The 17,045-nt window shown below is 40.2% G+C and carries 14 protein-coding genes, 3 tRNA genes and 3 pseudogenes; 6 read left to right on the top strand and 14 right to left on the bottom strand.

Translation table 11 applies throughout. From position 1 onward, the window contains the following. Window positions 1–282 precede the first annotated feature (282 nt). The 7 genes and pseudogenes from NSTCB13_RS24795 to NSTCB13_RS24765 form a co-directional block, all read right to left on the bottom strand. A pseudogene (locus NSTCB13_RS24795) lies at window positions 283–1,810 on the bottom strand (slipin family protein). 407 nt (window positions 1,811–2,217) lie between these two features. Beyond that, window positions 2,218–2,290, bottom strand: a tRNA-Ile gene (locus tag NSTCB13_RS24790). Window positions 2,291–2,507: 217 nt separating this feature from the next. Beyond that, window positions 2,508–3,593, bottom strand: coding sequence for a reverse transcriptase family protein (locus NSTCB13_RS24785; RefSeq protein ID WP_448274119.1), 1,086 nt, complete (start codon window positions 3,591–3,593; stop codon window positions 2,508–2,510). A gap of 398 nt (window positions 3,594–3,991) precedes the next feature. Beyond that, window positions 3,992–4,067 (bottom strand) — tRNA-Tyr (locus NSTCB13_RS24780). A gap of 1 nt (window position 4,068) precedes the next feature. Further along, window positions 4,069–4,145: transfer RNA gene (locus NSTCB13_RS24775), tRNA-Tyr, on the bottom strand. Window positions 4,146–4,285: 140 nt separating this feature from the next. Then, a complete protein-coding gene (locus NSTCB13_RS24770) occupies window positions 4,286–4,780 on the bottom strand; it encodes a COP23 domain-containing protein (RefSeq protein ID WP_448274118.1) in 495 nt (164 codons plus the stop codon). Window positions 4,781–5,063: 283 nt separating this feature from the next. After that, window positions 5,064–5,261, bottom strand: coding sequence for a hypothetical protein (locus NSTCB13_RS24765; RefSeq protein ID WP_448273232.1), 198 nt, complete (start codon window positions 5,259–5,261; stop codon window positions 5,064–5,066). Between NSTCB13_RS24765 and NSTCB13_RS24760 the strand changes: the two genes are divergently transcribed. Next, the gene (locus NSTCB13_RS24760; protein WP_448271396.1) at window positions 5,232–6,245 is read left to right on the top strand and encodes an IS701 family transposase; all 1,014 of its coding nucleotides are present in this window, start codon (window positions 5,232–5,234) and stop codon (window positions 6,243–6,245) included. The two genes, NSTCB13_RS24765 and NSTCB13_RS24760, sit on opposite strands and share 30 nt — an antisense overlap. 117 nt (window positions 6,246–6,362) lie before the next feature. Here the strand turns inward: NSTCB13_RS24760 and NSTCB13_RS24755 are convergent, their stop codons facing one another. The 3 genes from NSTCB13_RS24755 to NSTCB13_RS24745 form a co-directional block, all read right to left on the bottom strand. Further along, on the bottom strand, window positions 6,363–7,946 hold the full coding sequence (locus NSTCB13_RS24755) for a phytoene desaturase family protein (protein WP_445630330.1): 1,584 nt from the start codon (window positions 7,944–7,946) through the stop codon (window positions 6,363–6,365). Between the two features lie 193 nt (window positions 7,947–8,139). Beyond that, entirely contained in the window at window positions 8,140–8,487 is a 348-nt protein-coding gene (locus NSTCB13_RS24750; RefSeq protein WP_448274117.1) for an immunity protein TriTu family protein, read from the bottom strand. A gap of 61 nt (window positions 8,488–8,548) precedes the next feature. Next, window positions 8,549–9,127 carry a hypothetical protein gene (locus NSTCB13_RS24745; RefSeq protein ID WP_445630332.1) on the bottom strand — a complete coding sequence of 193 codons (579 nt, stop codon included), beginning with the start codon at window positions 9,125–9,127 and terminating at the stop codon, window positions 8,549–8,551. 274 nt (window positions 9,128–9,401) lie between these two features. On the opposite strand from NSTCB13_RS24745, the gene NSTCB13_RS24740 reads away from it, so the two are divergent. Next, complete coding sequence (locus NSTCB13_RS24740; protein WP_448274116.1) at window positions 9,402–10,052, top strand: TraX family protein; 651 nt, start codon at window positions 9,402–9,404, stop codon at window positions 10,050–10,052. Between the two features lie 170 nt (window positions 10,053–10,222). On the opposite strand, the gene NSTCB13_RS24735 is transcribed toward NSTCB13_RS24740, so the two are convergent. From NSTCB13_RS24735 to NSTCB13_RS24725, 3 genes and pseudogenes are all read right to left on the bottom strand, one after another. Continuing rightward, window positions 10,223–10,354, bottom strand: a complete 132-nt coding sequence (locus NSTCB13_RS24735) for a hypothetical protein (RefSeq protein ID WP_448274115.1) — start codon at window positions 10,352–10,354, stop codon at window positions 10,223–10,225. Further along, window positions 10,347–10,682, bottom strand: coding sequence for a XisI protein (locus tag NSTCB13_RS24730; RefSeq protein WP_448274114.1), 336 nt, complete (start codon window positions 10,680–10,682; stop codon window positions 10,347–10,349). Before NSTCB13_RS24730 ends, NSTCB13_RS24735 begins: the two co-directional genes overlap by 8 nt. Beyond that, a pseudogene (locus NSTCB13_RS24725) lies at window positions 10,670–11,087 on the bottom strand (XisH family protein). Before NSTCB13_RS24725 ends, NSTCB13_RS24730 begins: the two are co-directional and overlap by 13 nt. Before the next feature lie 729 nt (window positions 11,088–11,816). Between NSTCB13_RS24725 and NSTCB13_RS24720 the strand changes: the two are divergent. Continuing rightward, window positions 11,817–12,242 carry a hypothetical protein gene (locus NSTCB13_RS24720; protein WP_448268129.1) on the top strand — a complete coding sequence of 142 codons (426 nt, stop codon included), beginning with the start codon at window positions 11,817–11,819 and terminating at the stop codon, window positions 12,240–12,242. 291 nt (window positions 12,243–12,533) lie between these two features. On the opposite strand, the gene NSTCB13_RS24715 is transcribed toward NSTCB13_RS24720, so the two are convergent. After that, entirely contained in the window at window positions 12,534–13,418 is an 885-nt protein-coding gene (locus NSTCB13_RS24715) for a glycoside hydrolase family 75 protein (protein WP_448274113.1), read from the bottom strand. 161 nt (window positions 13,419–13,579) lie between these two features. Here NSTCB13_RS24715 and NSTCB13_RS24710 point away from each other — a divergent pair, with 161 nt between their 5' ends. The 3 genes and pseudogenes from NSTCB13_RS24710 to NSTCB13_RS24700 all read left to right on the top strand — a co-directional run bounded on the left by NSTCB13_RS24710 (window position 13,580) and on the right by NSTCB13_RS24700 (window position 17,029). Next, window positions 13,580–13,801, top strand: a complete 222-nt coding sequence (locus NSTCB13_RS24710; RefSeq protein ID WP_448274112.1) for a hypothetical protein — start codon at window positions 13,580–13,582, stop codon at window positions 13,799–13,801. Then, window positions 13,798–15,985: pseudogene (locus tag NSTCB13_RS24705) on the top strand (sensor histidine kinase). Before NSTCB13_RS24710 ends, NSTCB13_RS24705 begins: the two are co-directional and overlap by 4 nt. 396 nt (window positions 15,986–16,381) lie before the next feature. Beyond that, complete coding sequence (locus NSTCB13_RS24700) at window positions 16,382–17,029, top strand: class I SAM-dependent methyltransferase (RefSeq protein WP_448274111.1); 648 nt, start codon at window positions 16,382–16,384, stop codon at window positions 17,027–17,029. The last annotated feature ends 16 nt before the right edge of the window (window positions 17,030–17,045 follow it).

Below are 17,045 nucleotides of genomic sequence, written 5' to 3'. Positions count from 1 at the left end.
TTTACAAAATTTTGGACAAGAAGTAGACCGTTGTAGCGCTCGCCTTTAATCAACAACACACCACTTTATATTTAGAGATTGTGTGTGAGATGCATAAGAAGTAAAGCATTGTAGCGATCGCCTTTACTCGAAAATAAACTAGGCGATGTCTACGACGGGCTGCGCCTACGCATTAAACTGTCCAATCCGCAATTAACAATTCGGGTACTTTGCTAAGATCCCGATGATTGCGTGTTAATAAAACTAATTTACGAGATAGTACGATCGCCTTTAATAACTAAATCATTGCGGATTCATCCGAATCATATCTGTCAAAAGATTATCCAAGCTGCCGTTAACTTGAATGCGATCGATCTTCTCTGCAATCCGCTCTAACACTTCGAGTTCCTTTAAACGCAACGCAACCGGGTTATCCTCCATCACTTTGGCTGTGTTTAACATACTGCGGGTAGCAGCAGTTTCTTCTCTACGTCTGACTACGTTTGCTTGAGCAGCTTTTTCTGCCTCGACTACTTTACTCAAGATACTCTTAATCTCGCCAGGTAAAATAATGTCTTTGACACCTACAGAATCTACTTCAATTCCATAGTCTGCGGCTTTTTGGCGAATGTATTCAGAGATGCTTCTATCCATTGCACCTTTATCTTCTAACAAAGCATCTAAGTTGCGTTCGCCGACTGCACCACGCAAAGCAAACTGCAATTCTTTGTACAAATAACCAGAAATATCTGATAAGCCGTTTTTTGCTCTCAATGGGGTCGAGTATGCGGAAGCCAGCCGTCAAATTCAACCGCAGAGGTACTTTATCTTTAGAAAGGATGTCTTGACCGGATACTTCCATATTTTGTAGTCGCAAGTCAATGGTTTCGGTTTGAAAAGAGCGGCCAAATAACCACCAAGCGTGTGTCCCTGGCGATCGCAATCCTTGAAACTCTTGATTAATGTATACTAGTCCCACGTGCTGGGCGGGAACTTGGCAAATATGCAAACAGTTACGACTGAGCAATTTCACTTCTGTTAAACCTTCAACTAACTCAGCTACTAAGTTAGGCTGTAACTGAGCATCAGCGCTGATGTCGAGAATTTCCACTGCAACACCTTGCCAAAATAGCTTGCGGCTGGTGGGTGGCAAAATAGAAATCACTTTCCCTCGATATCGCACAATTGCAACTTGCGAAGCCAGTAATTGCACGGTTTCACAGTAAGCAGCAATAAAGTCGGGATGTTTTTCAATGAGTACATCTTCGAGGGGAAAGTCTGGGTTAGGGATAATCCGGCTGAGAATTCGGACTGTAACATCTCTATCTACCGACCAAAAAGCATACTCTCCTGGTTCTAGAGGTCGCACAAAATTATTTTGCACATATAGTAAACCAATCTCATACTCTGAGATTTGGAACTTCTTCACTCCATTCAACGTAACTGAGCGCAATTGCTGCACAAAGGAACTAGGCAATTCTAAGCTTTCTTCCAAGTTGAATATATGAGACTCTACTTCGATAAAACCACGCCAAAAAGCAATCAATTTATTTGGTGCAACGCTTACCCAATTTTGACCGTAGCGGACTAATGCAACTTGATTGAATGCGGTTCTGATAATCAATAAGTGTTCTTGTAGTTCGGCTTGGTGATTTCGCAACAACAGTTCTAGGTTTTCAATCTGAGCTAGTGGCTGATTGAGGTCATAAATTTTTACTTGCCAATGCCAACCTAAATATGTATACGTACCGGGTTGCAAAATTTTCTTAAAGTCACTGCGGTGATATAAGATACCGATTTCGTTAGGTTTAATATAAAACGTTTGCCACATAGTAATTTGCATAAATAATTTGTGTGATAGCTTATGAATTGGTATTACTCTGCCAATGCAGGTTTTTACAGTTCCGGTGCGGGCAAAAGCTTCTCCAAAGCTGGATTAAGATTGCTGTTACTTTTCCCAAATTGCTCAATGACAATCTAAAAAAAGAGAACCGCGCTCAAATATGCCGTTCGCTTTGCCAATTCAGAATCCCCAAAGGAAAACCAAATGTAAGAAAAGGAAGGAACATACTCAAGTTAGGGAGAGATTCAGTTGCGCTAGCTCCTTGACTGTTATAAATACCTGCATAACAGAGTAGAAAAAACAAAAAGTTTTTTTGATTGGGTCTTTTTGAATACCCAATAATTCTGCGGCCTTGTCCCTAACAAGGTGCCCGTACCCAGGGCGAGGGTTTTTGCCCGAAAGTATAGGAATCGAACCTACAAATAATCGGCGATACACCGATCGCTCTACCAAATGAGCTAACTTTCATGGTGAAATAGTTGAAAGTACTGGGCGGTATACGCTATTACCAGAGGTTAGCGTACCAGTCGGGTATACAGAACCCAAACTACAGCTTGGTGACTTTGTTACTATTCCGGTTCAAATCTAGCACAGGTAAAAAGTTAAAAGGGTGAATTTCATTCGCGCTGGCTATTATTGGCTGAGGTACACCTAAAATGAGTCTTTTCTAGCTAAATAAGCAGCTTTAAAAACGTACTTCATCAGTTTGGGAGTCACCATATTTCTGCTTGATACGTTCCACGCTTGATTTAAATTCTGCACCTTTGGTCGGGTTAATCATTGCTACATAATTGGCAAACCCGGTAATTGCAGCAATTAAATTAGTTGATTTTCCCCAACTTTTTCCTGATAAACCTTCTTGTTCTATTTGATATAGAGTTGCACGAAAGGCTTTTAATGTCTTTTTAGATATATTTAATTGTGTATTTACAATTATACCTGTTACTTCTTGCTGCACTGATTTACCGGAAATCTTGGTTTTATTATCATTAACGGTAAAATTTTCACTATGAATAATAAATTTAGTGTTTTTAATCAAATTAGATATTTTGGACGATGCATCCTCAGAAGTAGAAAATGTTAAATCGTCAGCGTACCGCGTATAGCAAAACCCAAGATTTTCAGCGATCGCAGCCAGACGACTATCGAGATTACGGCAAACTAGATTAGAAATAGCAGGACTTGCAGGCGAACCTTGAGGTAAATGGCGGTTTTCTGAAGCTGTATAGTTAATTTGTCCATTTATTGCTATTTCAGCGGTTGTACAAATCAACCCGAAAATTGTCGCCGTAGGTTCTGAATAACCAAACCCAGAAAATAATTCTTTGACACGCTTGTAAGAAATTGACTGAAAAAAATTCTGTAAATCAATATTGACTATTACATTTGCACCAACATGGGGTTTAGCATTGGTGACTATCGAACGATTTTTACAAAAGCCGTGCGCTGCATTATGAATTTCTAATTTCTCTAAAATATTCTCTAGAATCCACCTTTGAGCAGCTTTAAGTTCGGGCTTTGGTGCAGAAATAATTCTTTCTCCACCTGTCTTTTTTGAAATTTTGAAAGGGAGGTAATGTGTAGTTAGGGATGTACTAGTTGTTAAAAAGCGCAGTTTTTCTAAGCTTATCCCCATTGCCAAGGCTATTTCTTCGGCAGTATTATATTCAGCTAAACCATGCGATCGCAAAAGTGCTAAATTATCAGTTCGCAACTTTTCTAGATTACTTTCAGTCGCTAATGAGGTAGTGCTGAGATTTTTGCCGTACATAATACAAAATATTTTTTTACTCTGCAAGTGCAAGTGTTTACAGTTTAGGTGTGGGCAAAAGCTTCTCCAAAGCTGGATTAAGATTGCTGTTACTTTTCCCAAACCGCTCAATAACAATCTAGAAAAAGAACCGCGCTCAAATATACCATTCAATTTACCAATCTAGAATCCCCGAAGGAAAACTAGATGTAGAAAACGAAGGGACATACTCAAGTTAGGGAAAAATGCAGTTGCGCTTACTCCTTGACTGTGGCTACCGAACATCACCCTTACGAGTGATGACCGACAGCAGAACACTGCACCGCAGAGTTGAGAAAATGAGGGGTCTCGAATCTGTTAAGATTCGTACCATATTGGCTACCTTGGAAGGGTATTGTCTTTTAACCCGGACAGGGTTTTGGTTGAAAGTATAGGAATCGAACCTACAACACATCGATTTACAGTCGATTGCTCTACCAACTGAGCTAACTTCCTTTGGTGTTTGATACAGGAGTCGAACCTGTGACGTATCGATGTTACAGTCGATCGCTCTGCCAACTGAGCTAATCAAACGATGGTATAGTTTAAAGCCCTCGGCGGTATACGCTTATGCAAAAGCTTGGCGCACCAGTTAGGCGTATAGAACCTAAACTATAGCTTTGTAACTTTATTACTATCCCGCTTCAAATCTAGCACAGGAAAAACGCTGTAATCTATTCTTTAGGAATCCCTAGATGTTCTCTCAAATCAACGTAAGGTGTTCTATTGCTTTTACTCAGGGGTTGGTGCCAAGCTAGGAGATTATTTAGCGCTTGCACACCATCTTCATTGGGTTTGAGGGTCAATATCAAGTTTTCACAGCGTCCACTAACTTGATTTGCGGTGCAAACCACATTTTGTCCGTTCATTTTGCCGACAGTAATAAACTTCAGTTCTCCGTTGCGGCGGTAAGTTTCCAAACGGTGGCTTACGTCTTGGCAGCGCGTTAGTTTATTGTAGCCAGCGTCTCTAAAGTAATTGGAAGTCCAGCGAATCCAAGGCTCAGAAACACCTCTAAAATTTGTGTACACCGTCACGGGTTTGTTACCTGATGTGTCACAATAAAATCCTCGCCTACTTTCGGCTTGACTTGGCTGATTGATGGTTGCAGTCGCGCCGAGAGCGATCGCACCTGCAACCAAAACATTTGTCACTGATGCCAATTTCATGATTATCTCTCAAATCTTCAGTAAAAAGTTTTTATTTACCTTGCATTTCACACTCTCCCTACTAAAAATAGAGAGAGAATATAACAGCAAATGGTAAAAGAAGCACTGCACTAGCAAGAATTTGTTTGATATTCATGACTAAATTTCCTTTAGTAAATTGTATGATTAAAGTTATGGAAACCTTAATCTGGTTGATGTCTCATGTTTATAAGAATATGATTTCAAACAGCTATAGACTAGGGATAAAAGTAACTAGTTAAATTATGACTTAAGTAATCAGGACTTACGCAACTGGCACAGAGCGATCGCCGCTAGCTAGTACATGAGTATTATTTGAATTTAATTCCGAAAGCCTTGTATTCGTAATAGAGGCAGGTGTATTGGAGGCAAAGCATGAAAGATTCATGAGAAAATAGGTAGAGGTTGTATTAGATAAATGTTGCTTACGGTAATGAAATTTACTAAGCTTGATTACTGCCAATACTTATTAAGTAGTCAGATTAATTATACAATGACTAATTTGGCAGAGCATTTAGAAAGTATTAGCCATGATGCAATTAACTATTATTTAAACAGAGAAAAATTAACACCTCGGTTATTATGGGATAACGTGAAAGAGGTAATTGAACCTGATGCTAATGGTTACATAATATTTGATGATAGCGTTTTAGATAAAAGGTATTCTAAAGAAATAGAAACAGTCAGAAAACAATATAGTGGTAATGAACATGGTGTCCTCAAAGGTATTGGTGTAGTTAGCTGTGTGTATGTCAACCCTACTCTTCAAAAATTTTGGGTAATCGATTACCGCATTTTTAATCCTGATGTCGATGGTAAAACCAAGATAGACCATGTGAAAGACATGCTGCAAAACCTTGTATATCATAAGCTTTTACCATTCGATACTGTTTTGATGGACACATGGTATGCCGTACATAGTTTAATGCTTTATATTGATGCAATCGAGAAAATATATTATTGCCCTTTAAAAAATAATCGGTTAGTTGATGATACATTTGGACAAGACAAATATAAACGTATTGAATTATTAGAATGGAGTCCTGAAGAACTAGACTGTGGTAAGATAATTAAAATTAAAGGGTTCCCAGCTAAGAAAAAAGTGAAACTATTCCGGGTTACTGTTTCTACCAACAGAACGGATTATATCGCCACTAACGATTTATCTCAAAGCTCCACGGATGTTGTACAAGAGGTGTGTAAAATTCGTTGGAAAATCGAGGAGTTTCACCGAGAGATTAAACAACTAACAGGCATTGAATCTTGTCAATGTCGTAAAGCTAGGCTTCAAAGAAATCATATTGCTTGTGCAATGTTGGTTTGGATTAGATTAAAGAATTTAGCCTATCAAACTGGTCAAACTATTTATCAAATCAAGCATAATTTGCTTTCTAATTATTTAATTCAGCAACTAAAACGCCCAAGTATTCTTATGTGCTTGGTTTGAGTTGAATTGTCGCTGGCTAGGGCTGCACCTTACCCCCTTTTTGTGCCAGTTGCGTAAGTCCTGGTAATATCTTATGTCTGGGTTTATCAATGTTATATACTCGTAAAGCTTTCTCTGTCACCTTCTCATGATGGTTGTCATAATCTTAAAAAAGCCGAATGCTCCATTTAAAACACCTGCTGTTTTCACTCCAGCCATCATCGCTCCCATAATGCCGAGTGAAAGTGTATCGACTCCGGTCAGGTATAGATTTTTAATTGGCGTTCTAGCCCCGATCCAGGATTGATCCAGGCGTTCAGGAATACAGGGAATGCCAAAGATAGCACCGCGATCGCTAGCATCAAAGTGTTCCACCGTCAGTGGAGTCGAGAGTTCGGTATACTCAATCAAATCCTGAAAGCCAGGATAGTGGCGCTCCACTAACTGAATCAGGGATTGGGTAATTTGGGCTTTGAGTTCAGTGTAATCCGCGCCTCGCCGTCGCCAGGATTGTTCTCGCCACTGCGAAAAGAAATCATAGTCAACGTAGGCAATGATTTCTGCCGTATGCCCCTCAGCTAATGGATCTTTCAGCGATGGAAACGAGAGATAGCAGAATTTAGGTAAATTATCAGCAGAGATGGGTGGATCTTGGAAAATTGCATCGTGGTTATAGGTCGTGTAAATCCAATGGTTCTCACCCTGAAACCCTAGTTGCTGTGGACTATCTTTTAACCCTAAATATACCGTCACCATACTGCTACTTTTTGGAAACGCTTGAATTTTCTGGCGCTCTGCCAGCGCGTAGTTGGGTGGAATCAGCTTCACATAAGTATTGAAGGCTCCGGCATCAGATACCACAATAGGTGCAAAGTACGTTTCCAGGTCTGCCTTGGTATGTGCTGTATCTTGGGCTTTCACTCCCACTGCCACCCCGGATTCCAACAAGATTTCTGTGACTCGGCGTTGGGTGATGACGACACCACCCCCCTGTTCAATCACGGGAATAATGGCTTGGGCGATCGCCTTTGCCCCACCCACAGGATACCAGCCGCCCTTAAAATAATGGGTAACAATCGCACCATGAATCCCAAAGCAACTTTGGGATGGCGGTAAGCCATAATTTCCCCACTGGGAAGCCAGTAATGCTTTGAGTTGGGCATCTTGAAAATGTCTGTTCAAATAATGCTGGGTCGTTTGTCTAGCAATAGCCCCAAAATGACGAACAAACCGCCTGAGTAGAGGATGCAGCAATACCGGAAATAGCTCCAACATTGAATGCGCCCCAAACCAAAATGCCGCTTTCTGGACATCCTTAAAGTACCGTCGAATAGCTGTCTGCTCGCGAGGAAAGCGCTGGATTAGATCGGACTGAAAGCGATTGGGGTCAGAATAAACCTCAAAGGTAAAGTTCGGGTAGACAAATTTTTCAAACGGATCGGGCATCTTGTGCCAATTCAAATTGCCATTGGTGAGATAGTCAAACACAGCTTTGCCAGTGCCTCCATCTCCCATATTTCCAACATAGTGCAGCCCCACATCCCAAAGAAATTTTCCCTTGCGCTCAAAGGTATGGGTGAATCCTCCAGGGGTGAAATGCTGTTCTAACACTAAAACGCTTTTGTGATAAAGCTTAGATAGGAGCGCGGCAACCGTCAACCCACCAATTCCAGAGCCAATCACAATTGCATCAAACTGCTGCTGTCGAGTTGTTGTTAGCATAGTTGTTCTCACAAAGAATTCTCACAAAGAATGTAGATGTTGTCGCTGTCAACTTCAAGTGAGTTACATTTTGTCAAAACAAATTAGATGCTTTTCCCCTGAGGATCTGAGTCTGTTTATGGAGAGCAAATCAAATAGGATTGATACACTAAGAAAAACGAAAACGCTAGCACTTATTTATAATGGTTTTTAACTAAATATCGTCTGAATTAAGTCGCAACATATCACGCATAAAAATTACCAGTCTTGGATAGGTTCGATGAAATTCTTTTTCGTTATTGAACTGGTGACTTTCATAAAAGACATTGTTACCAGTAGATATTTCTAAAATATCCATCTCACAAGCTCCTGACTCCCAAACTGTTACTCTACCAAGATGTAATGAACTTTCAAAATCAAGACGCATAGCTGAATTATCACTAGGTTCACAGTAAGTCAGTGTATATTTCAGCCTATAAGCAGCGAAACGCGATCTTAATCCTGATTGAAATCTGTCAAAACCTCGTTTTAAAATTAGCTGCGTGAGTGGATTTAGATGCATTCCCGATATTGAAAGCAGAAGTATTATTAATTCTACCCTTCTCACGATTCATCTTTATGGCTCAATCTGGGAAAGCCAAACCAGTCATAGGGTCACGGATATACAGCCCTAACGTGAGACTACGGATTGCTTCATCCCAAACGGGTATTAGTTGTTCTGCTTGATCTGCCCAATAATCAAATGTAATTAAGCATTGAACATTCGACCCCAAACCAATGCAAGTCCGCGAAAAAGCTTCCCGTGGTTCTTCTTGAGTGTCAATGAACTTCATCTCTGTCCAGACAATTCTGGCAGTTTGACGCTTGACGGTAATAATTTCTCCCCTCTCAATGACGTTGCGGCTGTCGTCTTCCAGGATTTTCTTCAATGTGGATTTTAGCGGAAACTGGCTCCAGTCGTTGGGTGGGAGGCGATTAAAAGATACTTCTAGACAGCAATCATCGTTGGGCGGTTTTTTATCCATGAACTTGAAGGATTTCTCTTGTGGCTCAAACACCCAATTTTGAGGAACATTGAAGCGAACAGCGCCTCGATCTGCGACAAAAATTTTATAACCTGATGGAGATTCCCAGCGATGATCGGGTTTTAGTTCAAGGGTTTCTTTTATCCACTGAAGATTGCTTTTTTTACGCTTTGCCATAATATTTCTGGATTTTCTGCTGAAGAGGGCGTCACCAATAGCGTAGCGTAAAGCCTCTGGCATAGCTCTCTTTGAGACGCTACGCGTAGCTTGCTTCTCCGTAGGAGTATGCTTAAAGCGACACAGGAGGGTAACAGCCCATCGTAGACATTGCCCTTTTTGTATATGTTATCAAATTGCTAGTATTTTGAATAACTCTTATATTAAATAAATAAAATTAAATAAAATTTTTGGGATTCTATTATATAAAAGAATCCAAGGTAACTGTGACATTGTGATTAAAGTTTCAGCTTTTAACATTAAAATCTTAGCCGCAGTGTTCATGGTTATGGATCATGTGTGCTATTTGCTAATGCCAGAGTTAAGAATCTTGCACTTAGTTGGACGATTCAGTTTTCCCCTGTTTGCATGGCTTCTGGTTGAAGGCGAAAAACACACCCAAAATGCATACCGCTATGGGAGGAGACTATTAATTACAGCAATAATATCTCAGCCTATTTATAGTATTGTTTTCCAGAGTTTAGCACTTAATATTCTCTTTACGCTTCTTCTGGGACTTGTGATGTTGCGCTTAGTAAGGCGTTATTCGCAATTATGGCAGCAATTAATAATTATCGGCTTGTGTGCAGTAGTTGCCGAGGGCTTGGGCGTTGAATATAGAGTATATGGGATTGGAGTAATTTTTTTAATGTCCCTAATAGAAAAACTAAAGCCTAATGTATGGTTGCTTTACTGGTGCTTCTTTCACTTTATTTTAGTAACTCTATTTATAAGTGATAGAGTGCAATATTGGGCTATTATTGCAGGATTCATTGTTTTTCAATTCAATGGAAAACAAGGTTCACGAGCTAGATGGTTTTATGTGTTTTACCCGACTCATTTAATTATTTTAAATATAATTAATTATTTAATCCAGTCTAGATAGGATTAACTATCTGTATTGCTCTACAGATAACCTTAATACAATTGGCTTCACGGATTGAGGCAAAGTAATCCTCTAAGAAAACGGCGAGCGCATAAGAAAGCTGATATCAATCCTTTAAAATCAATAAGGGCTGGTAGTGAGGCGGACAATAATTTTGCTAGATTGTTTTTTTAGGCTTTGCTATAGTGTTTTTGCTTTCTCTGCCCAAGAGTACGTGGGCGTAGCCTGTTGTTGACATCGCCCAGATTATTATCAGCGATCGCGCAACGCACTACTGCATATATGGCTAATTCCTTAAGCAACGCCGTAATCTGTGTACTGCCTTTTATAGGGAGGCTGCAATCCCAAAACGATGTCATCTTTGGGAACACCCATCTTGACTAACTCCTCAGCAGGATTCTGATCTGTTAAGTTCTGCTGAAGCCATATTTTTCCGTTTTTAATGTCAAAATGGATGACACATCGATAAATGCGATCGAATTCTTGCCAACCCACATTCATCCACTGATAATGATCTCGCTCTGTATCGAAGATGAGTTGAGCCTCGACCTTATCATCTGAAACATCGTCACTGGCATAACGAGTAAGCAAAGTCTGAATATACTCTCGATACTTAGCTATTTTATCCATTGCACAATCACCTCATTCACTGGATCGTACACAACCAACAAAACTTGATATATTTGTACTGCTGTTTGCGTGAACTCAAGTTGAAAGAAAGTTCGATAGGCATCTACTGGAACTGCCAAATATAATACTCGCTCAGGCTCAGTCGCTTTGAGTGCCAAGCGATAACTAAGGAATTGACCCTAAAGCCCCGTAGAAATCTGTAATTGCAGAAGGATTCAGAAAGCTCTTAATCTCGACTGCTATTTTCTCACCTGCTCTCTCGGCTGCAACTAGTCTTTCTGCACCCAAATCAATCTGAAAGTTGACGTTACCAAATTTAAATTTGAGTGGATCGTCTGTAATTACCCATTGCTCTTTTTGTAGAGCTTGCTTAACTGCTTCGTGAAAAATGTCTTTTGCTGACACAGATAAAATTAGATAGTTCTACACTCATGATGGTACTCTTTTTGCTGAAAAAGTAAACGCCTTTACCTGTTGTGACCTATAAGTTTTCGCTAGTCTGCTCAAAAGACTAAGCGATCGCTCACTTTGTTAATATTATCAAATGAACTTCTACTTCATGAGCTGATTTATCATCACTAAGAGCTAATTTGTAAACTAGAGTAAAGTATTTGTCTGGTAAGGGTTTCAGGAATTTGAGTCAATTAAGGGTTAATTCTCTGAAAGTCATGCCCAGCAATAAATTGGGTATCCTTAAGATTTTCTTTACGAATCAGCTCTCACAACGATCGAAACTAGTTATTGCACCTTAAAAATATAGATAAAGTCAAATTTAGTTAACAAAAGCAGCTTTTACTTACTCAAAAGCAGCTTTTACTTACTCATTTTAGTGTTTTCCGCAAGCAAAAGCAGCTTTTACTTACTCAAAAGCAGCTTTTGCTTACTCATTTTGGTGTTTTCCGCAAGCAAAAGCAGCTTTTACTTACTCATTTTGGTGTTTTCCGCAAGCAAAAGCAACTTTTACTTTCTCAAACCCCAGTTTGCTTTCTCATTTCAGTATTTCGCGCATTCATGACAAATATCGCGCTTGTAGCAAAAACCATTGCAGATTTGCCAGAATTCTCTCAGGCTGAATTATACGTAAGCCTTTTAAGGTAAAGAATATTAACCGTACTTTATTAGAAGGTGTAGATCGTGGCTCGGAGAAAAAGAACTTCTCTTGTACTAGAAAAAGCAGTGCGTCGGGCGGCTAGCATCAACTCAATCGATCCAAGTTTAGATTTAGGCAATGGACTTACTTTACCTGCCTTTTCTACTCTCATCGAAACGATGCGAACTAGAGAAAATGCATATAATAGTGCCCTTTCCAGCTTGGATAAATTGTATCGTGAAATGCTGGAAACAGAAGGCGAATTGGCAGATATGACAGAACACATGCTAATGGCAGTGGGGACTCGATACGGCAAAAGCAGTGTGGAGTACGGGATGGCGGGAGGAGTTCCTAAAAATCAGCGTCGTCAGAGACTACGAGGCGAGTCACCAACTCCCAGTAACGAGCAATTGTCATTCGTTGCCAGTGTGGAGAGCAAGAATGGAAACAAACCAGCAGCGACAACTTAGGATATGGGTTATTACTCAAAATTCCGAATTAGGTTTGGGGAAAAGGTTAAAGGGGAAGGGGAAAAGGTTTTTTCCCTTTTCTCCTTCCCCAAAACCTGACAAGTATTAGAGACTTCCAAATAAAAAAATATACAACTATTTATTGTGGGGTGGGCGTCTCGCCCGCCCTATGGACTGGGACGAAAAGCCGGTCCAGTCCATAATATTGGATAATTTATTTCTTGGAGTTCCCTTAGTTGTAACCGAACTCTGAGATGCGATCGCACCTCAGATTTTCCATCAGGTACACTTTTATAAAGACTCGATCCGTTCTACGCCACCCCATATTTCAAAGAATCGTTGAGTTTCAGCTTCTATTTCGGAAATTGTTTTTGGCTGTCCATTCCCAGAACCTGGAAAAACAATATAAATGATATCCTTGGGAATTCCTCGCTTGACTCTTGATTGTACTAATGGATCGTTTCCAACAGCCTGAGACAAAGCTATTGAACCCTCTCCAATCTGGTTTTTAGGGCCAACATCAGCATAAATTGCAAAAGCGAGTTTTTTGTTGTTAGTGTTGTAAACAACTGCAAAATCTCCTAATTTAACGCCTGTAGCTTTTCTAAAACCATCATTTCCTGGAAGAACAATATACGGAATCTTTGTTGAATCAACATAGCGACGTGGATCTTGTTTAGCAAATCCAGAGTCGCATAATGCAGTTGTAGAAATATAGTATCCAGGATATGGATCGGTACTGCCTTGAATAAATGGATTGCCGTTTTTATCTACAGCTAGTGCCCACCAGTTATCTGAATACCCAGCATTTGCCAAAAAATCAATCCCTTTATCTGCGGGGTGATAAGCATTAGGCGCACCATCAGCATTAATGCTCATCCCTGCTTCATAGAAAAATGCAGATTCTCCATTCGCCTGGAGAATAGGAATTTCACCAATTTTCAGAACGGTCTTAATAGAAAATTTTGTGACTGGACTCAGGAATTTTTGAGCGACAAAACCTTCTAAAGTTTTTCCTTCAATAATAGTTGCAACCTTCCACCACTTTTCATTATCCGAATTTTGAATTTTAGATACAATATATCCTTTTGAAAGAGATGCTAATTGATTAGCTTCATCAACAATCGGTGCTGAACGTATATTCAAACTATCTAAGATTACTTGAAATTGCTGCATAAATTACTCCAAATTGAAAAGTTGAACTCATCAAAATACATTAAAAAAATCAAATTTGGTGCTGATGTGATTGCTAATATCTAGAATTAAACTCTGATTTTCCTGCTTTGAAGCAAGGCAAATACACGAAAAATAACTTCTGCAACGCACCCTAAATCTAAATGTCACTTACTAAATCGCTGGATTTAGATCCCCAACTGCTTGCAGACATCTGGAGAGTGGAAGTTGGGAATCTGGGCAGCAATTTTTGCCTAAGAAAGTACCATTCCACCCTAAAGCCGACTTTGACTGGACAAAAAAATTTCAACAAATGTGAGTATGCGAACATCTTGGGAACTATAGAAGCAAATCAAATCAGCACAACTTTCAGCTTCCAGCAATGAAGACTCCCTATCTCGGCAAAGCTAAGGCGTTCCCATTACAGATTGTTCTTATTGTTCCCTTCCTGATCCAAATTTTTGCAGCGGTCAGCTTAGTAGGTTATTTGTCTTTTAAAAATGGGCAAAGAGCAGTTAACGACCTAGCCGAACAGTTGATAAATCGCACCAGCGATGTAGTGGATGAACACCTCAAGTCTTATCTTTCCATTCCACAAACCCTTAATCAGATCAACGCAGATGCTATTCACAGGGGACTATTGGATGTGGGCGATCGCCAAACCCTTGGCAAGTATTTCTGGGATCAGATGCAGGCTTATGACCTAACTTATATTGGTATTGGACTAACAACGGGTGAGGGGCTGGGAGTCGCTCGTTATGATGGCAAAACTATTACCATTGATGATTGGACTGCCAAGCTTTCCAATAATACTTTCACTTATGCCACAGACGATCGAGGTAATCGAACTCAAATAAATACCCGATGGACTTGGAACAATTTTACTGAATCTTGGTATACCCAACCCATCGCCGCTGGTAAACCTATTTGGGCAAAGATTGTAGCTGGAAATTATCCCACTGGCCCCTATATTGCTGCTTCTGCTAGTCGTCCCATCTATGATTCGCAAAATCGCTTACTAGGAATGATTGCAACAGACATTCACCTACTAAAACTCAGCGATTTTTTACGCAGTTTGAATATTAGTCAGTCTGGGCGAGTGTTCCTTTTGGAGCGGGATGGCACATTAATTGCCAGTTCCGGTACAGAGAAGCCTTTTGTCGTGGTCAATCAACAGACCCGGCGCTTGCACTCGATCGATAGTTCTGACCCCAATCATCCAGAACGTTGGCAAACATTTCCAAACTTCTGGGTTTGGGTCTATTACCCAAGACACAGATTTTCAAATTGAGATGGAAGGAAAACGGCATTTTGTCCATGTTTTACCTTGGCGTGACAAATATGGTTTGAATTGGCTGATGGTAGTGAGTGTGCCAGAAAACACATTTATGTCCCAAATTAACGCCAACACGCGCACCACGATCGCTCTTTGTTTTGGCGCATTAGTTGTTGCTTCTGTGATGGGCGTGTTTACCTCCCATTGGATTGTCCGCCCGATTCTGCGCTTGAGTTGGGCAAGTGAGGCAATGGCGTTTGGTAATTTCAATCAGACATTAAAAACTAGTTCCATTCAAGAACTTAATACCCTATCTAACTCTTTCAACCAGATGGCAGGGCAATTGCATGAATCCTTTACTGCTTTAGAGAAAAGCAAAGAAGAACTAGAAGAACGGGTAGAAGAACGCACCACTGAACTTAAAAATGCATTAGGAGAATTGCAGCGTACTCAATCTCAAGTTGTTCAAAGTGAAAAAATGTCTAGTTTGGGACAACTAGTGGCTGGAATCGCACACGAAATTAATAATCCGGTTAACTTTATTCATGGCAACCTCGCCCATGTGCAGGAATATACTCAGGATTTATTAGCACTGATGCAGTTGTATCAGCAATATAATCCCTACCCTGCTGCTGAGATTCAAACCGTTGCTGAAGACATCGATCTAGAGTTCTTGCAGTCAGACTTGCCAAAAATGTTGTCTTCAATGAGAGTAGGCACCGATCGCATTCGCCAAATTGTACTGTCGCTACGGAATTTCTCTCGCATCGATGAAGCGGAATTTAAACGGGTCGATATTCATGAAGGCATCGACAGTACTTTGATGATTTTGCAGCATCGCCTCAAAGCTAAACCAGAACAACCTGAAATTCAGGTGATTAAAAACTATGGCACTGTACCCCTAGTAGAATGCTATGCCGGACAACTCAATCAGGTATTTATGAATATTTTAGTAAATGCGATTGATGCGTTAGAAGAAAATAATACTAAGCTTACCTATGAGGAAATTAAGGAAAATCCCAGTCAAATTAAAATTCGCACATCGGTAGTTAATTCAACGTGGTTAGAAGTGGCGATCGCTGATAACGGAGTTGGTATTTCTCAAGACTTTCTGCAACGAATATTCGATCCCTTTTTCACCACTAAACCCGTTGGCAAAGGAACCGGAATGGGTATGTCCATCAGCTACCAAATTGTCACAGAAAAACATAACGGTAAACTGGAGTGTTTCTCAACTCCTGGAAAAGGAACCGAGTTTATCATTCAGATTCCTCTGCGGCTAAAGAATGGTTGAACTATGAATTATGGCTGAGGCATGGGGGCACAGGAAGATGTAGAGAGTTTTGAATTATACAGCAGATTTCAAGTTGAGGAGGGGTGTACTTCATTGACTTGTAAACTGCTGTAAGTAACAATACCTTTGCTAATTTACGAAGCTTGAGCAATAATTTGCTGTTTAGGGCGATCGCGATTTTTGATAAGACACCAACCAATCTTGTCACTTCGCTGTTATAGATATTGTTCGCTCAAAGGATATCGGAGAATTTATCTATTATAAAGTTTTTTTGTTGGTTAGAGAATATACTATAAAGTTTTTTTGTTGGTTAGAGAATATACAAGTTTTGGGCGCAAACAGATTATACAGTTGAACAGATAGTTAAAGTCAGTAGTTCTGTTTGTTAAAAAATCTATGCACATACATCAGGTGATTGAAACCTACGATCGGGGATCGATGGATTATGACGCAATTATGAAGCGTTACTGGCACATTGAGCGCGAACCCTTAATTGCCTCCTTGCAGCTCAAACCAGGACAAACCGTATTGGATGCTGCGGTAGGAACTGGCCTTAATCTTCCAGCCTATCCTGAAGGTGTAAGTGTCGTTGGTGTCGATCTTTCTGAGAAGATGATGGATGAAGCACGTAAAAAGCGCGTATCCGCAGACATCACCTTTAAGGTATCGGATCTCTGCAATCTGGATTTTCCTGATAATAGTTTTGATGCAGCAGCATCGGGATTTACCCTCTGTGTCGTTAGCGATCCAGTCCGCGCCCTTGCAGAGATCCTGCGAGTTACTAAGCCTGGTGCCTTAATTGCCATTCTCGATTACTGCAAATCACAAGATCCAGAGATTCAGAAATGGCAAGAGTTGATATTTGATTCAGCTTCACAGCTAGGCTTCCCGACTGGCAAGATCAAGTGGGATGCATTGATGGATTATGACAAATTGATTTACAACAGCAAGCTTACCATTGAAGTGCTTGCAGACGATCGCATAGAAAATCCAAACCCGTTTTTATGTGGTTGTCAATTACTGCTGAAAAACTCAAAAGCTTAAAGACAACAGTATCGCA

It is taken from the genome of Nostoc sp. DSM 114160 (assembly GCF_053470305.1).
This window is presented reverse-complemented; position numbering and strand designations above follow the sequence as displayed.

What these genes read in the sequence shown, in the direction of transcription:
- NSTCB13_RS24700 (WP_448274111.1), top strand. Translation starts at nt 16,382, where the DNA reads ATGCACATACATCAGGTGATTGAAACCTACGATCGGGGATCGATGGAT.
- NSTCB13_RS24730 (WP_448274114.1), bottom strand. Translation starts at nt 10,682, where the DNA reads ATGGATAAAATAGCTAAGTATCGAGAGTATATTCAGACTTTGCTTACT.
- NSTCB13_RS24745 (WP_445630332.1), bottom strand. Translation starts at nt 9,127, where the DNA reads ATGGCAAAGCGTAAAAAAAGCAATCTTCAGTGGATAAAAGAAACCCTT.
- NSTCB13_RS24770 (WP_448274118.1), bottom strand. Translation starts at nt 4,780, where the DNA reads ATGAAATTGGCATCAGTGACAAATGTTTTGGTTGCAGGTGCGATCGCT.
- NSTCB13_RS24785 (WP_448274119.1), bottom strand. Translation starts at nt 3,593, where the DNA reads ATGTACGGCAAAAATCTCAGCACTACCTCATTAGCGACTGAAAGTAAT.
- NSTCB13_RS24750 (WP_448274117.1), bottom strand. Translation starts at nt 8,487, where the DNA reads ATGCATCTAAATCCACTCACGCAGCTAATTTTAAAACGAGGTTTTGAC.
- NSTCB13_RS24715 (WP_448274113.1), bottom strand. Translation starts at nt 13,418, where the DNA reads ATGCAGCAATTTCAAGTAATCTTAGATAGTTTGAATATACGTTCAGCA.
- NSTCB13_RS24710 (WP_448274112.1), top strand. Translation starts at nt 13,580, where the DNA reads ATGTCACTTACTAAATCGCTGGATTTAGATCCCCAACTGCTTGCAGAC.
- NSTCB13_RS24760 (WP_448271396.1), top strand. Translation starts at nt 5,232, where the DNA reads ATGAAATTTACTAAGCTTGATTACTGCCAATACTTATTAAGTAGTCAG.
- NSTCB13_RS24755 (WP_445630330.1), bottom strand. Translation starts at nt 7,946, where the DNA reads ATGCTAACAACAACTCGACAGCAGCAGTTTGATGCAATTGTGATTGGC.